Genomic DNA, 15,089 nt, shown 5'->3' with positions numbered 1-15,089 from the left:
ATAAAAATTTTCATCGCGGTGAATGTTAAATTGCTCGAAAATTTTTATAACTCATTTCATCAGATCTTTTTAAAAAATGGTATAAGTTAAAATTGATTGCTGTTTGTGCAGAAACGTTTTGTGTTTCCGTAAAGTAATAAAGAATTAATTATTGAGGGTTACGGGTTTCAAGCCCGTTAGGGAGGGAGAGAAAAACTCTCTCCCTTTTTGTATTACTGAGAATTAGTTATTCGGTACAAATGTACCCATGATGCCGCTCGCGTCTTTCCATTGTGTTGTTTGCGTGATCCACGTATTGGTGGAAATAACGGAAGAGTTGATGCCGGACAAATAATAATTTGGTCTGAACAAGATGCTTGACTGCGCACTGTTTACTGCATCCCATGGTTTATCAAGAGGTGCTCGTGTGAATTTTGAACGATACAGTGTTTTCAATTTATCAGTTTGGGTAGTGAATGCAGCGGTACCCCACTGGTCAGGATCAATTGAAATGCTTGCACGATCTACTGCTGTAAGCGGGTCTGTATTGTTCAGCACCTGGCTTTGCCAATAGTAACCATTTCTCGAACTTCCGTTCAACGGAGTTGTACCCAACTTGGAAGACGTACTGTTTGGAGTATTGTCGTACAACATCCAGCGCTGAACATCCCAGAAACGTTTTCCTTCATAAGCTAATTCCACACGACGCTCATACAAAACAGCTTCCAAAGCCTGGTATTTTGTAGTAAGGTTTCCAATACCGTAATTGTTTGCAGCAGGCAAACCAACGCGTTGACGGATCTTACCGAGGTAAGTAACAGCGCTTGCAATGTCACCAGTTGCTGCATAACATTCTGCAATGTTCAACAGTAACTCTGCATAACGGTATTCGAATATATCTGTTCCCGAGTATGCGAATATTGTAGAATCGGCAGCAGGATTTGAAAATTTACGAACAACGGCAGGGCTATTCGCTGCGATGTTTGCGTAATAAATTCCTGTGGTCTGGTTAGCATCTTTTTTCCATCTGTAAATCCAAACTACTTTATTTTGATTTGCTTTATATGGCCATTTCGCGCCGGAGAAAGCAAATGTGCGGTAGAAACGAGGATCTCTGTTTGCAAAGAAGAAAGTATCAACATATCCATTCTCTGTAGTTGGACGTGTACCATCTGCCATCGGAAACAAGTCGAGCATTTCTTTAGGAGCAGAAACGCCATCTCCCGAACCTGCTACATCGCGCAGACGGACTGCACTTTCCCATGCATTGTTTATTTGAGAACCGGCAGCAGCAGAAGCCGAAGATGTTAGCTGAACCATGATCGCTTCTTTGTTGAAAGCGTTATCATTTTTAAAAGTCATTTCTGACCAATCTTTCGCGCTTGTACCATACAAACCATAACCCTGCGTAGTTAAGTCAGTTTCAGCTTTTAAACCTGCAGCAAGAGCAGCCTGCCAGCGGGCATTACCTGTATTATCCCAATCGGCGTTGAATAAAGGACTCGCGGCCGTCAGCAAAACACGGCTCTTCATTGCCAGTGCAGCACCGCCGGTTAGTTTGCCATAATCCGAACCATCTACCCATGCGTTAGGCATGCCTCTTGTTGGCAATAACGCCACCGCAGAATCGAGGTCCTTAATGATTTGCGCGAAAACTTCTGTAGAAGTAGAACGAGGCACCTGAATAGAAGGATCTCCCAGTTGGCCCGCTTGCAATACAATTGGAACACCACCATAAGTTCTTACGAGGTCATAATATTGCAGCGCACGGAAAAAATACATTTGTCCTCTTGCAGCCGCTTTGAATGATGCGGAAAGATTTTTACCCAACTCGTCAACTTTCTCAAGGAAGAAGTTACAGTTTCTTATGCGTGTATAAGGGTTGTTGGTAACAGATGCTGTTACTACACCAAAATAACCATCATAATCCGTTGTGTTTGTTCCATCAAGCGTTTTGGTAGGATTGATTCTGTCAGCAACCGTTCCTCCCATTTCTTCCGTCATTTTTGTTTTTGAATCATCGTACACGCCTACCAATGTTGCTGTTGGAAGTTTGTACGTATTATAGTAGTTATAGTACGTACCGTTGATGTACAGTTGAGATTGCGCCTCATTGGTGAAAATAGTTTCATCAAATTGGTTGTAGCTTTTTAAATCTTCCAGAAATTTTTTGCTGCAGCCTGTTGCCAGTATCGCGAGTGAAGAAAGTATATAGATTATTTTTTTCTTGTTCATTTTGATCAGATTAATTCTTTAACAAAAAATCATTTTAGAATCCAAGGTTAACTCCCAACGCCCATGTTCTCAATGTAGGATAGGTCACAGTAGGTGCATCATACATATTGCGGTAATGGTTAGGATATGGGTTATAGAGGTCCCACAAATTCATTCCTGAAAGGAATACTCTTGCATTTTCAATTTTTGCTTTTCTTGTTACCTGCTGAGGAATGGTGTAACCCACACTCATGCTGCGAACAACCATACGGAAAGTTGGCATAAGGAAAAAATCAGAGTTAGTTCCGCCAAATGAATCATAATACGCAACGTTTGGATATTTTCCATTTGGATTGTCAACCGGATCGAACATGTCGTTCAGGTAAACCGGCTGCGACCACCAGAAGTTAGAAGATCCTGTCGCCTGTTTCATATAATCCAGTTTGTTTATACCGCCCCATGATGTTCCGATCTGAGCCAGGAAGCTGATACCTTTCCATGTAAGACCTAAATTGGTAGTAATACCGTATGTTCTGTTCTTTTTAGCGAATCTTACATAATCCTGGTCAGCTACTATCTGTCCGTTTGGACCTGCTATTGTTTTTGAATTCAGATCTTTATTACCTGCGACGTCTTCATAAGCTAACATGCCTGGTTTAATGGCAGTTTTATCAGTTATACCTATGTAAGAAGGAGCGTTACCGGCTTTTGCAGCATTATCGCTCAGGTATTGCCAGTATGCATCAACATCAGCCTGGTTACGCAACATACCATCGTGACTGGAAGTTTGTTTCCATGTTTTATATCCCCAGGCTGGAGTAATGGTTGAATTACCCACTTCTCTTCTCGTAGTCGCCAGAGATGGATAGTCGAATGGTCTGTCGAAATACTTAGTCATTTTGTTATCTGAGTAACCAAAGTTCATTCCAATAGAATAGTTCACCTTACCAACGTGATCTCTCCAGGTTGCAGATATCTCACCGCCCCAAATATTCATGTCTATGTAGTTCATGTCTGCAAAGCTTCCGCCTTCAGTTACAGGAACACCAGAGTAATCTGTCAAATAAGTTAAGATGTCGTGGCCTGAATTGAAATAGTAATCAACACTCATTGACAAACGGCTTTTCAACACTGCGAAATCAAGGCCAATGTTGCGCTGTATTGTCCAGTCCCATTTTACATCTCTGTTAGGAGTAACGCTTGGATTTACAGCGTAGGTATATGTACCACCATTGTTGCCAAAAGCTATACCTTTTTGAGTAAGATCAAACACCTGCATCCATTTCCATGGCTTAATGTTGTCGTTACCTGTTTTACCCAATGATGCACGCAGCTTCAGGTTATTTACCCAGCTTACGTTATCCTTGAACCAGTTTTCTTCAGATATCACCCAACCCGCAGACACCCCAGGGAAAGTACCCCAGTAGTTCTCTGGTGCAAAGTGCGTAGAGGCATCTGTTCTTATTACAAACTGTGCCATGTATTTATTGGAATAGTTATAGCTCACACGTCCAAAGTAAGACAGGCTTCCTCCAGCATATTTTGTTGTAAGGGAGTTGGTAGGATCAAGCGTACCAAGAGACGTAAAGGATGTTCCATTGTAAACATCACCATTTGGCGAAGCATACAGCTGGTAGTTGTCATCCAGGTTATTTGTTGCTTTTTCAGCGCCTGCCATGGCAGATATATTATGGGGGCCAAAAGAGTGATCGTACGTCAGATAAAAGTTTTGTTGAATGTTCTTCGAAACGGTATTGTCATAAGTAACACGTGACCCTGTTGTAGCTTTTGCCGGAGCAGCCCACGTTATTCCAGGCGAACTATACAAGTGATTACCTGCAGTGTTGGTATTGGTAGCACGCTCCAATATTGGTGCGAACGCATTTTGTTCAGTTCTGCCGCTTGTTCCCGCAATAGCGTAAGATACTTTTGCCGATAAGCCTTTGATGAAAGGAATATCATATTGCAAAGAGAAGTTTGCGTTGTAGCCAAAAGTATTATTGAAAGTTTTCGAATTATTGTTCAACAATGCAAAGTAGTTGATGCTTGTTACCTGTGAAGAGGTTACGTTACCGGCAACAGTTTTTGCACTTTGCGCGGGAGAGATGAAATAATCTGTACCATTGACATTGTACTTATAAGGAATATACTTTGGCATATGTAGCAAAATACCATAGTCATTCTGCTCACCACCGTTTGCATAACCATCGTTCACACTTGTTTTAGTGAAAGACTTTTCAAGATCAGAATTTTGGGCTGCGATGGTTGCAGACAATTTAAGATTGTTTGCCACTTTTACATCAACACCAGATCTGAAGTTGAATCTTTTATAATCCTGTGAACCAAGGTTTGCATTTTGCGAATAGTAAGATGCGCCGGTATAGTATGTAGCTCTGTCAGTACCACCACTCACGTTTATTGCATGTTGCATTGCATTTGCCGGTTTCCAGGCATCGCCCAACCAATCATAATTCAATGAATCCATTTTCACAAGCTCTGTACTATCGAACATGTTAGCTGTGGTCCAGTTTAATGCACGTCCCATGCGGTTGGAATATATACCGTAGTCATGCGCATTCATTACTTTACCATGGCTCACCGCATCATTTGTTTCAAACTTGCCTGAGTAAGAAATTCTTGGAGCACCAAGTTTACCTCTTTTAGTTTTAACAATGATGGCGCCTTGTGATGCCCTTGATCCGTAGATAGCTGCACTTGCATCTTTCAAAACGGTGATGCTTTCAACTTCAGAAAGATCAAGCAGATTGAACTGATCCATACTCGGCTTACCGCTCTGGGCGTCTATCTGTATCACATCATCAATGATAATTAACGGATTTGAACTACTGCCATCCTTACCAAAATCGAATTGCTGGCGAATGTTGATTGTTGGTGCTAAACCGGGGCGGGTACTACCACCTACAACGTTTAAGCCAGGTACCTGACCCCTTAAGGCTTCGGTAACTGTTGCAACAGGCATATCCTCCATTTTTTTTGTATCAACTGATACTATGGCACCTGTGATGTTTTTTTGTTTCTGTGTACCATAACCGATCACCACTACTTCGTCCATGTCTTTGTTCTCCTGCTGCAGGGTAATCACAATGTCATTCTTATTTCCTGCTAATGAGTAGGAAACATATTTCATGCCCACTCGTGAAAACGACAATTTGCCGCCGTCCGGAGCGCTCAATTTAAATGTGCCGTCTTCTGCTGTTTGAGTTGCGTTCGTTGTACCTTGAACCAGCACTGAAACGCCTGCTAGAGGTTTACCGTCGGAGCCCACGACTTTTCCGGATACATTAACCTTGGGTGCAGTTTGTGTTGTAGGTGTAGAGGGTGTTTGCGAAAAAACAGGGTTAGTCAACGCAAAGCCTGCTACTACAATAAGTGCGAGTCTTTTAATAGCGCCTTCGTCAATTTTTTTCATGGCAGTATTAGTTATAGCGTTCGTTAGTAATTAAGAAATTATTTTGGTTTCGTATTCTCTTTTTTGTTTGACTGCTTTTACCCTTTTCTTGCCTCTCTTAATCTTGCCTGCCAGTCCTTTTCTTCTTTCTTCAGATCATAACCCTGTGTTGCAAGGTATTCGTTGATCTTTCCTTTGTATACTCTAAAACATGCATGCTTCTTCTTTGCAGATTCTCCATCCATAGCATATTCTCTTGCTTCTGTGAGCCAGGCTTTAATTTGCACTTTCTGCACAGCAGTAAGCGCCGGGATCATATCCTGGTAAGCTTTATAAGTAACATCCAACACACCATATGTCATGCCATCTTTTATCACTGTTACCTGTTGTTCACTTAAGTTTTCTGCGATAAGTTTTTCAATGTATTGCGCATGCAACCTGCGTACTAAATCCGTTGTAGAGTCTTCGATGGAATTGAGGGTGGTATTATTAACCGGGTTTGAAGCTTTGGCCAATCTCACTAAACTATCTCGGGATATATAAAGAGCATTCAGGTCTCTGTATTGCTGCTTCACAATATCGCATATTTTTTGCTTTTTTGGGGCATCAAGATTGAGGGGAGAGACAATTTTCTGGGATCTTTCTGTGATGGTGGTAATGTAAGCAGCTTCATTTTCTTCCGATGAGTTGTTGTTTTGACCCAACACTACCTGACCTGTTATTAAGGTGAGTACCGCTATTAGAACGGCAGGCAGTAATTTGGCAAATGCATCGTTGTTATTAAATTTCATGGCTGCTTTGATCTCTCAAAGATGATAATATTCATATTCGTTAACAATGACATCTTTTACTAATTGAATGGATTATTTTCCTATTTTTAGGAAAAATCCATCGTAAAAATCGTACGAGATTTTACGCAATCGTTCCCAAAGATTTTTTGCCATATGCAAGAACAAACAAACAAACGCGGTTCCCACAAAAATATCTGGTACGGCCAGGGCCGCCAGCGTATAGAAATCCCAAAGCCTCTCGTAAAGTCGCATATTCAAAGCAATATGTGGCTGAAGCAATTGTACCTGTGCAGTCTTGGATATTATCCGCAGGCAGAGGGCCATTACACCTATCGAAAGAAAGGCTTGCCCGAAAACTTCCTGTTTTACTGTGTTGACGGAAATGGCTTTTATAAAATAGAAGACAAACAGTACGAAGTTGGCCCAAACGAGTTTTTCATTTTGCCGCAAAATGTTGAGCACAGCTACGGAAGTCTGGAAAAAAATCCATGGAGTATTTACTGGATACACTTTGGGGGCGAATTATTGCCGCACTTCAACTCACTTCGTACGGTGCAGGAGCACTACAAACCTGCCTACATTAAAAGCAATGACGAGATTTTTACGCAGTTCAATAAAATGTACAAAACCCTTGAACTTGGCTACAGCACAGATAATCTCCTGTTCGCAAACATGTGCCTGCCGCACTTTCTCACGCTGTTTGTATATGCCGCAAAACACAGCATTGCAAATACAAAGGAGAAAAATGATTGTGTTGACAACGCCATCCTGTACATGCGTGAACACATCCACGAAAACATTTCGCTGCCGGATCTAAGCGCCAGCTACGATTATTCAACATCTCGCTTTTCTGACATTTTCAAACAAAAAACAGGCTACTCGCCGATAGATTATTTTATACAGATGAAAATGCAGAAAGCCTGTCAGCAACTGGATCTTACGGACCTTAGCATAAAAGAAGTGGCTTCGCAAATGGGCTTCGATGACCCGTATTATTTCTCACGAAGATTTTCGAAAGTAATTGGCATGCCTCCCACGAAATACAGGAGTGTGAAGAAAGATTGAGGCAATTTGAAAATTTGGGGATTTGAAAATTTGAAAATGGAGAGAGCACGCAGATGACGCAGATTGGACTGACTTACGCTGATGTTTTTTTATGATTGGATTATTTGCTGCATTCTTAGTGAAACTTAGTGCCCTTAGTGCCTTAGTGTTAAAAAAAATTTGCGCGACTTTGAGTCTAGCGGTTTATAAACAGATCAATATTGAAACTTCAAAACATTTACCACTTAGGCACAAAGGCCACTAAGTTTCACTAAGGCGTTAAATGAATGTCATCAAGATATTTGCTGCAGCACCTATTAATTTTTAATTATTAATTATTAATTGACGTCTTCGAGATTTACCCCTCCTTTCGCACTCGACGCATACGCCGCCTCTACACACGCCATGGTGTAGATGCAGTCGTCAACAGAGTTATCGGGTGCAGGAATTTTGCCGTCGGCAGCGAGTAGCAATTGTTCCATGCTGTAGATGAAGGCGTGAGGCAACCACGTGCCGTTGACAGGAAGTGTTTTCCACTGTGGCTCTTTGCCTTCTTCCAGTATTACATATTCAAACACATCCGGCATGCCTTGCGGGTAGTTCATGTTCAAGCCCATTTGAATGTTGATGGCGCCGCGGGTGCCTTCAATTTTTAAATTGGAGCATTGATGCTTTGTACCAAAATTGTGACAGTGATTCACAATAATATTGGCGCTGATCATTTCTCCATAATCCATAATGATATTGGAACGCACAGATGCCAGTTCCTTCATGCGCGGGTGCTTCGTTGTTTTCGCATAAACGCTTTTTGGATTGCCGAGAAAACTTCTGACAAGATCGATATAATGAATGCTGTGATATAAAATTTCAACGCGTGGCAAGGAGTATAAAAAATCCCACAAATGCCAGGGCGTGTACACGTTGATATTGAATTCAACATCGCAAATCTCCCCTATATCCAAGTGGGAAATGATTGAACGCGCCATGGTTACAAATGGTGCGTAACGCAGTTGAAAATTTACCGCCGCCAACATTTTCTTTTCATGGACAATTCGCCTGATCTGCTTCGCTTCTTCCAATGTATTTCCCATTGGCTTTTGCAAAAGCACACTTGCACCATTTGGCAAAGCCTTTAATGTTTCAATGAAAGCAGAGGCGGGCAATGCAACATCAAAAACCGCATTGGCAGGAACGCTTTTTACAAGGGAGTCCAACGAATCAAATACAGCGGGAATGCTGAATTTGTGGGCCGTTGCGATTGCTTTTTCTTCATTCGCATCAAAAATACCGGCCACGTTATAACCGGCGATTTTGTATGCCGGCAAATGCGCGTCATTCACTATTCCACCTGCACCGAGAATATATATTGGTCTTGTAGTCACGAAAGATCAAAATGATGTTGAAGGTTATATAATATCATGATGCAGGGGCGAATTACATTCGCCCAACAATTTACAAACCAGACAATTTGTAAAACTGCGAGGCATTGTCACAGAATATTTTTTTGCTTACAGCTTCACTAAAAAGAGTTTCTATTAGCTGCCTGTAGCATTGCCAGGATTCCTTGTAAGATTCTGCTTTTAAAGAAACCGGCCAATCGCTTCCACAAAAAACGCGATCTTCTCCAAACTGCTCCACAACAAATGACACATATGAGCCAATGTCTGCTGCTTTGCGCCTGGTCTTATTATCCTGGGCAAGGCCAAGACCTGAAATTTTTGCATAGAAATTTGAATGCGCAGCCGCTTCTTTCATCAACACGCCCCATTTTCCAAACTTCTCATTTTGATCGATTGGGGGTTGACTGAGGTGATCAAACACCATGCGTAAGGAAGGTATTTTTTTTGCCACGGCTATGGCTGTTTCGATATGTTCATGCTGCACAGCCACGATTTCGTAAGCGATATCGTGCTTTGCAAGTATTTCAAGGCTTTGCAAAACACTTTCTTGCAACAGCCACTGTGTATTAGGTTCGTTATGGATCAGGTGGCGAACGCCTTTGAAGTATTTGTTAGAAAGATATTTTTCGGCTAACAGCTTTTCCGTTTTCAATGGATCCTGCAGCGGAAGCCAGCCCACCACCCCGGCAATCCAATCTGTCTGGCAGGCTACTTCCAGCATCCAACCGGTATCCTCCAGGTTGTCGGCAGCCTGCACAAGAATACCCTTCGTTATATTCAGTTCTTTACGATCACTTTCAATTTCGTGAATATTAAAACTGCGTTGGAGCATAGGGCCTTCGTTGTCTAACCAGGCATACCTGGCATGATCAAGATCCCAAACGTGAATATGTGTATCAATAATCGGATTAAACATGGAGCCTCAAGCAATCTTGTAAAATGGTTAAAATCAGAGTTTTGTGAGGCAGCCGTCAGTAAAGAAAGGAATGTGAATGACAAATCCGTTCTATACATAGGTAACCTTGCTGCAATATAGCGTAATTGCCATAATAGCAAGTACCGTTAGAACGAGATTACGACCATTCTAAGATAAATTGTGGCCAAAAATGAGGCCTGATATGGTTGTGTGGCATTGTGAAGAGATGAAACAGTATTTTTTTAAGGTATAACCGAAAATTGCTTTTCTATCTGCGTGTTATGTTCGCCCAAAACGGGCGCACCTAATGCTGAGTGTAATATTTTGCCATCAATTCGAACGGGACACCGGGTCGTTTTGACCGCATAACCGGTGCCGGTGCGCACTTCCATTTCCATCTGCAGCAATTTGTATGCATCCTTTTGCATGAGCGTGTCGTAGTTCATTACTTCCGAACACCAAATACCCGCAGGCTCCAGCAGCAACAACCAGTGCGCGGTTGTTTGTGGTGCAAGATGTCGGGTCAGAATGTCTTTTATTTCATCACGCTTCGTAAACCATTCGTCTTTATTTTGAAACATATCCAATTCATTACAAATCAATATTTTTCCCAGTAACGGAATATCGCCCATTGCCAAAGCAACATAACCATCAGCCGTTTTGTAAATACCGTATGGCGCGGAAAGATAAGCGTTCCCGTTGCTGATAGCGCTGCGTTGTGGCAACTGACCACCATCGTTGTAAAAACAAGTGAGCAATTCAAATTGAAAGTCAAGAATACTCTCCAACATGCTTACCTGCACCAAAGCTCCCACACCCAAAGTACCGCGGCGATACAAAGCTGCTAACAGCCCCTGAGCGAGGTGAGTGCCGGTTAAAATATCTACAACTGCAACTCCTGTTGGCGTTGGCTTCTTGTCCTTATTATGACTGAGCCATGAAAGTCCCGATATCGCTTGCAACAGCAAATCCTGTCCCGGCAAGCCTTTCCAGGGGCCCTCGTCTCCATAACCACTTACTTCACCATAGATAATCTGAGGATTTATTTTCTTCACGTCTTCGTAAGTCAAACCAAGTCTTTTCATTACACCCGGCCTGAAATTGTGCACCATAACATCTGCTTTCGCGATCAGTTGTTTGATTTTTTGCAGATCGTTTTCATCTTTCAGATCTGCAGCATAACTCTGCTTGTTGCGATTGATCGCGTGAAAAATAGTAGACTCGCCTTCAATCATTACATCTGAAACATACAACTGGCGACAGATATCTCCAGTTCCTTTTTTTTCTATTTTGATTACCTGGGCCCCCATGTCGGCCAACCTGAGACTGGCGGAAGGTCCTGATAAGAATTGACTAAAATCCAATACAACAATGTCCTGCAATAATTTCATGGCTAAAGTTTTGGCTGCGTGAATACGGGTTCACTTAAAATTTCTTCGTGAATTTTTTGATTATGCTCTCCCAATAACGGAGCGGGCGTGCCGGAATAAATTCTATTGCCGTCTATTTTTATGGGACATCTTGTCGTTGTAATATCTGAACCGGGAACATTGATGGTTTGTTCCATCTCGAGACACAGATAACCTTCATGCGTGGATAGCTGCTGCCAGTCCATTATTTCCATGGACCACAAGCCCGCCGCATGCAATTTTTCGAGCCAGTATGAAGAAATGTTGCCGGCGATATGTTGCGTAATTACTTCTTTTATCTCATCTCTTTTTGCAAAGGCATCGCTTTGCGAATAGCTATGTAAAATATGGCAGTCAACCGCTGTAGCAAGCTGCGCGAGGTTCATCATGGCAATAGCAATGTAACCATCTTGTGTAGCATACACGCCGTAAGGCGCACTGAGCAAGGGATTCGCATTGCTTACCTTACTTCTTACCGGCTGTTGCTTCGAAGCGAAATACGTGGTGAGCAACTCAAACTGAAAGTCGAGCAACGACTCCATTAAGCTTGTTTCCACTAAAGCGCCTTGTCCTGTTTTTTGTCTTCTGATAAGTGCGGCCAAAATACCCTGCACCAATTGCGCGCCGCATAAATTATCACCTATCGACACGCCGCAAGGCACAGGTGCATCATCCTGGTCGCCGCTGGCGAATGCAAGGCCCGTTATGGATTGCAACAGCAAATCCTGTCCTGGCTTACTTTGCCATGCACCGGCTTTTCCGTAACCGGAAATTTCTGCGTAAATGAGTGACGGATTGATTTGTTTTACAGTAGAATAATCCAGCCCGATTTTCTCCATTACTCCCGGTCTGAAATTATGGATCAGCACGTCTGCTTTCTTAATCAGGAGCTTAACCGTTAGTAATTCTTCTGCGTTTTTAAGGTCGGCTGTAAAACTTTCTTTGTTTCTGTTGATGGTATGAAATAGCAAGCTGTCGCTGCCCACCCAAAGATTTTTGATGGACAATTTTCTTCCGGCTTCTCCCTTTTCGGGATGTTCGATCTTTATCACCCTTGCACCAAGATCTGCCAAACGCAGACCAGCTGAAGGGCCTGAGAGGTACTGGCAAAACTCCAGTACAACTAATCCATTTAATGGCAAAACAATGTCAGTCATCAAGCAATTGTTTTTCGTTGAACGAGATACACGTGTTCACAAACCATAACCAGTTCATTATGCTGGTTAAATGTTTCCACAGATTCAAATACTAATCCGAACTCAGGTTTCTTATGATCTTCTTTTGCGACAATGGTCGTTTTAACGTTGATGGAATCGTTTATAAAAACAGGTTTTACAAAGCGAAGGCGGTTGTAGCCATACGTCATTGCCAATTCGTTGATATCCGAAGCTGTAAGTCCTATTGCTATGCTAAACACCAGCGTGCCATGTGCCATTCGCTTTTTGAAAGGTTGCGTTGCGCACCATTCCGCATCCATGTGATGAGGAAAAAAATCACTTGTCTGCGCTGCGTGTAAATCAATATCTTTTTCTGTAATTGCCTTCGAAAGGGTTTGCCTGCCTTCGCCTAAAACGATCTCTTCAAACCACCTGTTTTGCGCCATACTCCGCTCTTTTGAATCTGGTTGTGATACAATGCGAACTTAGCGTGGAAAACAGTTTGCCGCAATAGATTATTTGCAAAAAGGAATGGATTATATTCCAATTTCGATTGTTATTACCCATCGGAAAATGTGCGAAGTGCGAAGTACGGTGTACGAAAGTCATGAACGAGCAAACCTCGAATGTTTACCACTAAGACACTAAGGAGCACTAAGTTTCACTAAGAAATGTCTAAATTAGAAACAATCCTTAGTGAGGCTTAGTGCCCTCAGTGCCTTAGTGGTGAGTATTCGCGTCTCAAGTAATCAACTATTTTACAAATTCCACTTTGCTTTTTCCCTTATCAACCGAAGTAGCAACGGCAATGCCGCGATGATCAGCTTTATCAACAGCACAATAGAAGTGATAAACGACACCTTTGTATTTAACTACGTAAGATTTGTGTGCCCATTTGGCGTCGAAGGGTTCTGATGATTGAATGAGGTTATCGCCGTTCCAGTCTGTCCAGTGCACGAGATCATAGGAACAGGCGAAGCGGTTGTAAGCGCCGTCCTTACTACCTTTCCAGAAGGCACCGAAATAAAACATAACCCACACATCTCCTATTTTCTGTATCACCGGATCACCTGTTATACCCACAGGATGATGCATTACAGGCTCCTTTTCATAACGTTTCCAGGTCTTCATGTCTTTCGACACAGCCATGCCGATTCTTTCGTACCATCTTGTTTTGATATTGTTGATGGCAGAATCTCCATTCGCATTGTAATACATCACGAAAGGATAACCGGTCAGTTTTTGTTTGTCCCAAATGATAGAACTTTTAAACAACTTCTTGTTTTCCCACCACCTTACATCATTGTCTTTTGCTGTCAAAACAGGTGCAGGCATTCTATCCCATTCATGCGCCTTCGCTGCATCGCCAGAAGTGTACGCAATACTGATGGCAAGCGGACCTGCCTCATAGCCTCTTTCATTGCCTCCGAAATATGACATCCAATACTTGCCATCATACTTTTGAAGGTTGTAAGATCCGCCCCATGTATAATCCTCCAATGCCACGTAGCCAGCTTTTTGATGCGTGTCCCATTGCGTCGTATCACTGAACGACAAGATTTTCCCCAATGTTTTCCATTGCAAGAGATCATTACTTGTAGCCAGCCATGTTTCGTAGCCGCGACCATCAAATTGAATGTAGCTCATATACCATTTGTTGCCTTTACGGAACACCGTGGGGCAATCAATTTTCTTGTCGCTGCTTTCCGGAACAACCGCAAGGCCGTATTTATAAGGTGTTTTGATTTCTTCATAAATTTCCTGCATTGTCCCCTGCGGCACTTCTTTGGAAGTTTGCGCAGTTGCGGTAATAGATACCACCAAAGCAAAAAAGAAAGTGTAATAGGCTAAGTGCTTCATTATCTTGAACATTAATTACTCCGAATATTGTTTAAAACCTCAAATCCAACCCGACACTAGCTTCTGTTGTATTCATTCTCACATTCGACATTATTCAGTTAATGCCCTACGGGCAAAAATTCATACGACATTGAAGCCTATTGCTATTGTTGCCCTACGGGCAAATTAGAACGCAACAACCCTTGTAAAAGCATCGTTCGGTTCCCGTCAACAATAAAAAATTCTACCCACGCAGTCTATAAATACCACGTCAGATTTCTTTCAAGATTCTCTAATCAATATTTATGAAAACTCCGAGCTTAGACACCATTTCCCGTAGGGAAATAATATCAATAGAAACCCTTTCCTAAAGACATTTTTGCCCGTAGGGCATTAACAATGGGTATTTAATCAATCGACTTAAACACATATCGTTCATCAAACTCAACGTCAAATGCCTTTAGGAATGCAACATATTCTTCCATAAAACTTCGCGTTTTGTGATGTTCCTCCTGGTTTTCAATATACCTGATAACATCGCCTATTTGTGACTTGCCGTAGCTAAACGCACCAAATCCTTCTTGCCACGAAAATCTACCTGGCACAAGTCTTTTCTGATTTACCCACGAAGAAGAACTCCTTTTCACATGATACATCAAATCCGATAGAGATTGTGTACAGTTCATGCTTACCAGTACATGCACATGATCAGGCATTCCATTTATTTGAAATAATTTATGCCCCTGCTGTTCAATTACGCCTGTCATATACTTGTACAATTCATTTTTCCATTCATCGCGGATTAAACTTATTCTACTCTGCACAGCGAACACAAAATGAACATAAATCTGAGAATATGTATTTGCCATGAACTTAAAAAGCTTTATGAACAAATATATTCTTCTTCCTTTTCAAGCGTTCATTTCTCCAT

At 42.0% G+C, this 15,089-nt stretch carries 11 protein-coding genes; 1 reads left to right on the top strand and 10 read right to left on the bottom strand.

Features of this window, described 5'->3' with window-relative positions; translation table 11 throughout:
* Positions 1–222: 222 nt before the first annotated feature.
* The 3 genes from KTO63_RS10820 to KTO63_RS10810 all read right to left on the bottom strand — a co-directional run bounded on the left by KTO63_RS10820 (position 223) and on the right by KTO63_RS10810 (position 6,393).
* Positions 223–2,214, bottom strand: coding sequence for a RagB/SusD family nutrient uptake outer membrane protein (locus tag KTO63_RS10820; RefSeq protein ID WP_217791295.1), 1,992 nt, complete (start codon positions 2,212–2,214; stop codon positions 223–225).
* Positions 2,215–2,248: 34 nt separating this feature from the next.
* Positions 2,249–5,623 carry a SusC/RagA family TonB-linked outer membrane protein gene (locus tag KTO63_RS10815; protein ID WP_217791294.1) on the bottom strand — a complete coding sequence of 1,125 codons (3,375 nt, stop codon included), beginning with the start codon at positions 5,621–5,623 and terminating at the stop codon, positions 2,249–2,251.
* A 77-nt stretch (positions 5,624–5,700) separates the two neighbouring features.
* Complete coding sequence (locus KTO63_RS10810) at positions 5,701–6,393, bottom strand: DUF3826 domain-containing protein (RefSeq protein ID WP_217791293.1); 693 nt, start codon at positions 6,391–6,393, stop codon at positions 5,701–5,703.
* Positions 6,394–6,546: 153 nt separating this feature from the next.
* On the opposite strand from KTO63_RS10810, the gene KTO63_RS10805 reads away from it, so the two are divergent.
* Entirely contained in the window at positions 6,547–7,458 is a 912-nt protein-coding gene (locus KTO63_RS10805) for an AraC family transcriptional regulator (protein WP_217791292.1), read from the top strand.
* Between the two features lie 317 nt (positions 7,459–7,775).
* Here the strand turns inward: KTO63_RS10805 and KTO63_RS26450 are convergent, their stop codons facing one another.
* The 7 genes from KTO63_RS26450 to tnpA form a co-directional block, all read right to left on the bottom strand.
* On the bottom strand, positions 7,776–8,819 hold the full coding sequence (locus tag KTO63_RS26450) for a Gfo/Idh/MocA family protein (RefSeq protein WP_217791291.1): 1,044 nt from the start codon (positions 8,817–8,819) through the stop codon (positions 7,776–7,778).
* Between the two features lie 70 nt (positions 8,820–8,889).
* Positions 8,890–9,753, bottom strand: a complete 864-nt coding sequence (locus tag KTO63_RS10795) for an amidohydrolase family protein (RefSeq protein ID WP_217791290.1) — start codon at positions 9,751–9,753, stop codon at positions 8,890–8,892.
* A gap of 242 nt (positions 9,754–9,995) precedes the next feature.
* The gene (locus tag KTO63_RS10790; RefSeq protein ID WP_217791289.1) at positions 9,996–11,144 is read right to left on the bottom strand and encodes a CaiB/BaiF CoA transferase family protein; all 1,149 of its coding nucleotides are present in this window, start codon (positions 11,142–11,144) and stop codon (positions 9,996–9,998) included.
* 2 nt (positions 11,145–11,146) lie between these two features.
* Positions 11,147–12,319: a CaiB/BaiF CoA transferase family protein gene (locus KTO63_RS10785; RefSeq protein ID WP_217791288.1), complete on the bottom strand. Its 1,173-nt coding sequence runs from the start codon at positions 12,317–12,319 to the stop codon at positions 11,147–11,149.
* The gene (locus KTO63_RS10780; protein ID WP_217791287.1) at positions 12,319–12,765 is read right to left on the bottom strand and encodes a MaoC family dehydratase; all 447 of its coding nucleotides are present in this window, start codon (positions 12,763–12,765) and stop codon (positions 12,319–12,321) included. The genes KTO63_RS10785 and KTO63_RS10780 overlap by 1 nt, the downstream gene beginning before the upstream one ends.
* 307 nt (positions 12,766–13,072) lie before the next feature.
* Positions 13,073–14,179 (bottom strand): glycoside hydrolase family protein, encoded by a 1,107-nt coding sequence (locus KTO63_RS10775; RefSeq protein WP_232373121.1) that lies wholly within the window; start codon positions 14,177–14,179, stop codon positions 13,073–13,075.
* Between the two features lie 386 nt (positions 14,180–14,565).
* Entirely contained in the window at positions 14,566–15,027 is a 462-nt protein-coding gene (gene tnpA, locus KTO63_RS10770; RefSeq protein ID WP_217791286.1) for an IS200/IS605 family transposase, read from the bottom strand.
* Between the last annotated feature and the right edge of the window lie 62 nt (positions 15,028–15,089).

This window comes from Pinibacter aurantiacus (assembly GCF_019130065.1).
In the GTDB taxonomy this organism is placed as follows: Bacteria; Bacteroidota; Bacteroidia; order Chitinophagales; family Chitinophagaceae; genus Pinibacter; species Pinibacter aurantiacus.
The sequence above is the reverse complement of the archived record's forward strand: the minus strand, read 5'-3'. Positions and strand labels throughout refer to the sequence as shown.

What these genes read in the sequence shown, in the direction of transcription:
- KTO63_RS10775 (WP_232373121.1), bottom strand. Translation starts at nt 14,179, where the DNA reads ATGAAGCACTTAGCCTATTACACTTTCTTTTTTGCTTTGGTGGTATCT.
- KTO63_RS10810 (WP_217791293.1), bottom strand. Translation starts at nt 6,393, where the DNA reads ATGAAATTTAATAACAACGATGCATTTGCCAAATTACTGCCTGCCGTT.
- KTO63_RS10820 (WP_217791295.1), bottom strand. Translation starts at nt 2,214, where the DNA reads ATGAACAAGAAAAAAATAATCTATATACTTTCTTCACTCGCGATACTG.
- tnpA (WP_217791286.1), bottom strand. Translation starts at nt 15,027, where the DNA reads ATGGCAAATACATATTCTCAGATTTATGTTCATTTTGTGTTCGCTGTG.
- KTO63_RS10790 (WP_217791289.1), bottom strand. Translation starts at nt 11,144, where the DNA reads ATGAAATTATTGCAGGACATTGTTGTATTGGATTTTAGTCAATTCTTA.
- KTO63_RS10780 (WP_217791287.1), bottom strand. Translation starts at nt 12,765, where the DNA reads ATGGCGCAAAACAGGTGGTTTGAAGAGATCGTTTTAGGCGAAGGCAGG.
- KTO63_RS10785 (WP_217791288.1), bottom strand. Translation starts at nt 12,319, where the DNA reads ATGACTGACATTGTTTTGCCATTAAATGGATTAGTTGTACTGGAGTTT.
- KTO63_RS10795 (WP_217791290.1), bottom strand. Translation starts at nt 9,753, where the DNA reads ATGTTTAATCCGATTATTGATACACATATTCACGTTTGGGATCTTGAT.
- KTO63_RS10805 (WP_217791292.1), top strand. Translation starts at nt 6,547, where the DNA reads ATGCAAGAACAAACAAACAAACGCGGTTCCCACAAAAATATCTGGTAC.
- KTO63_RS10815 (WP_217791294.1), bottom strand. Translation starts at nt 5,623, where the DNA reads ATGAAAAAAATTGACGAAGGCGCTATTAAAAGACTCGCACTTATTGTA.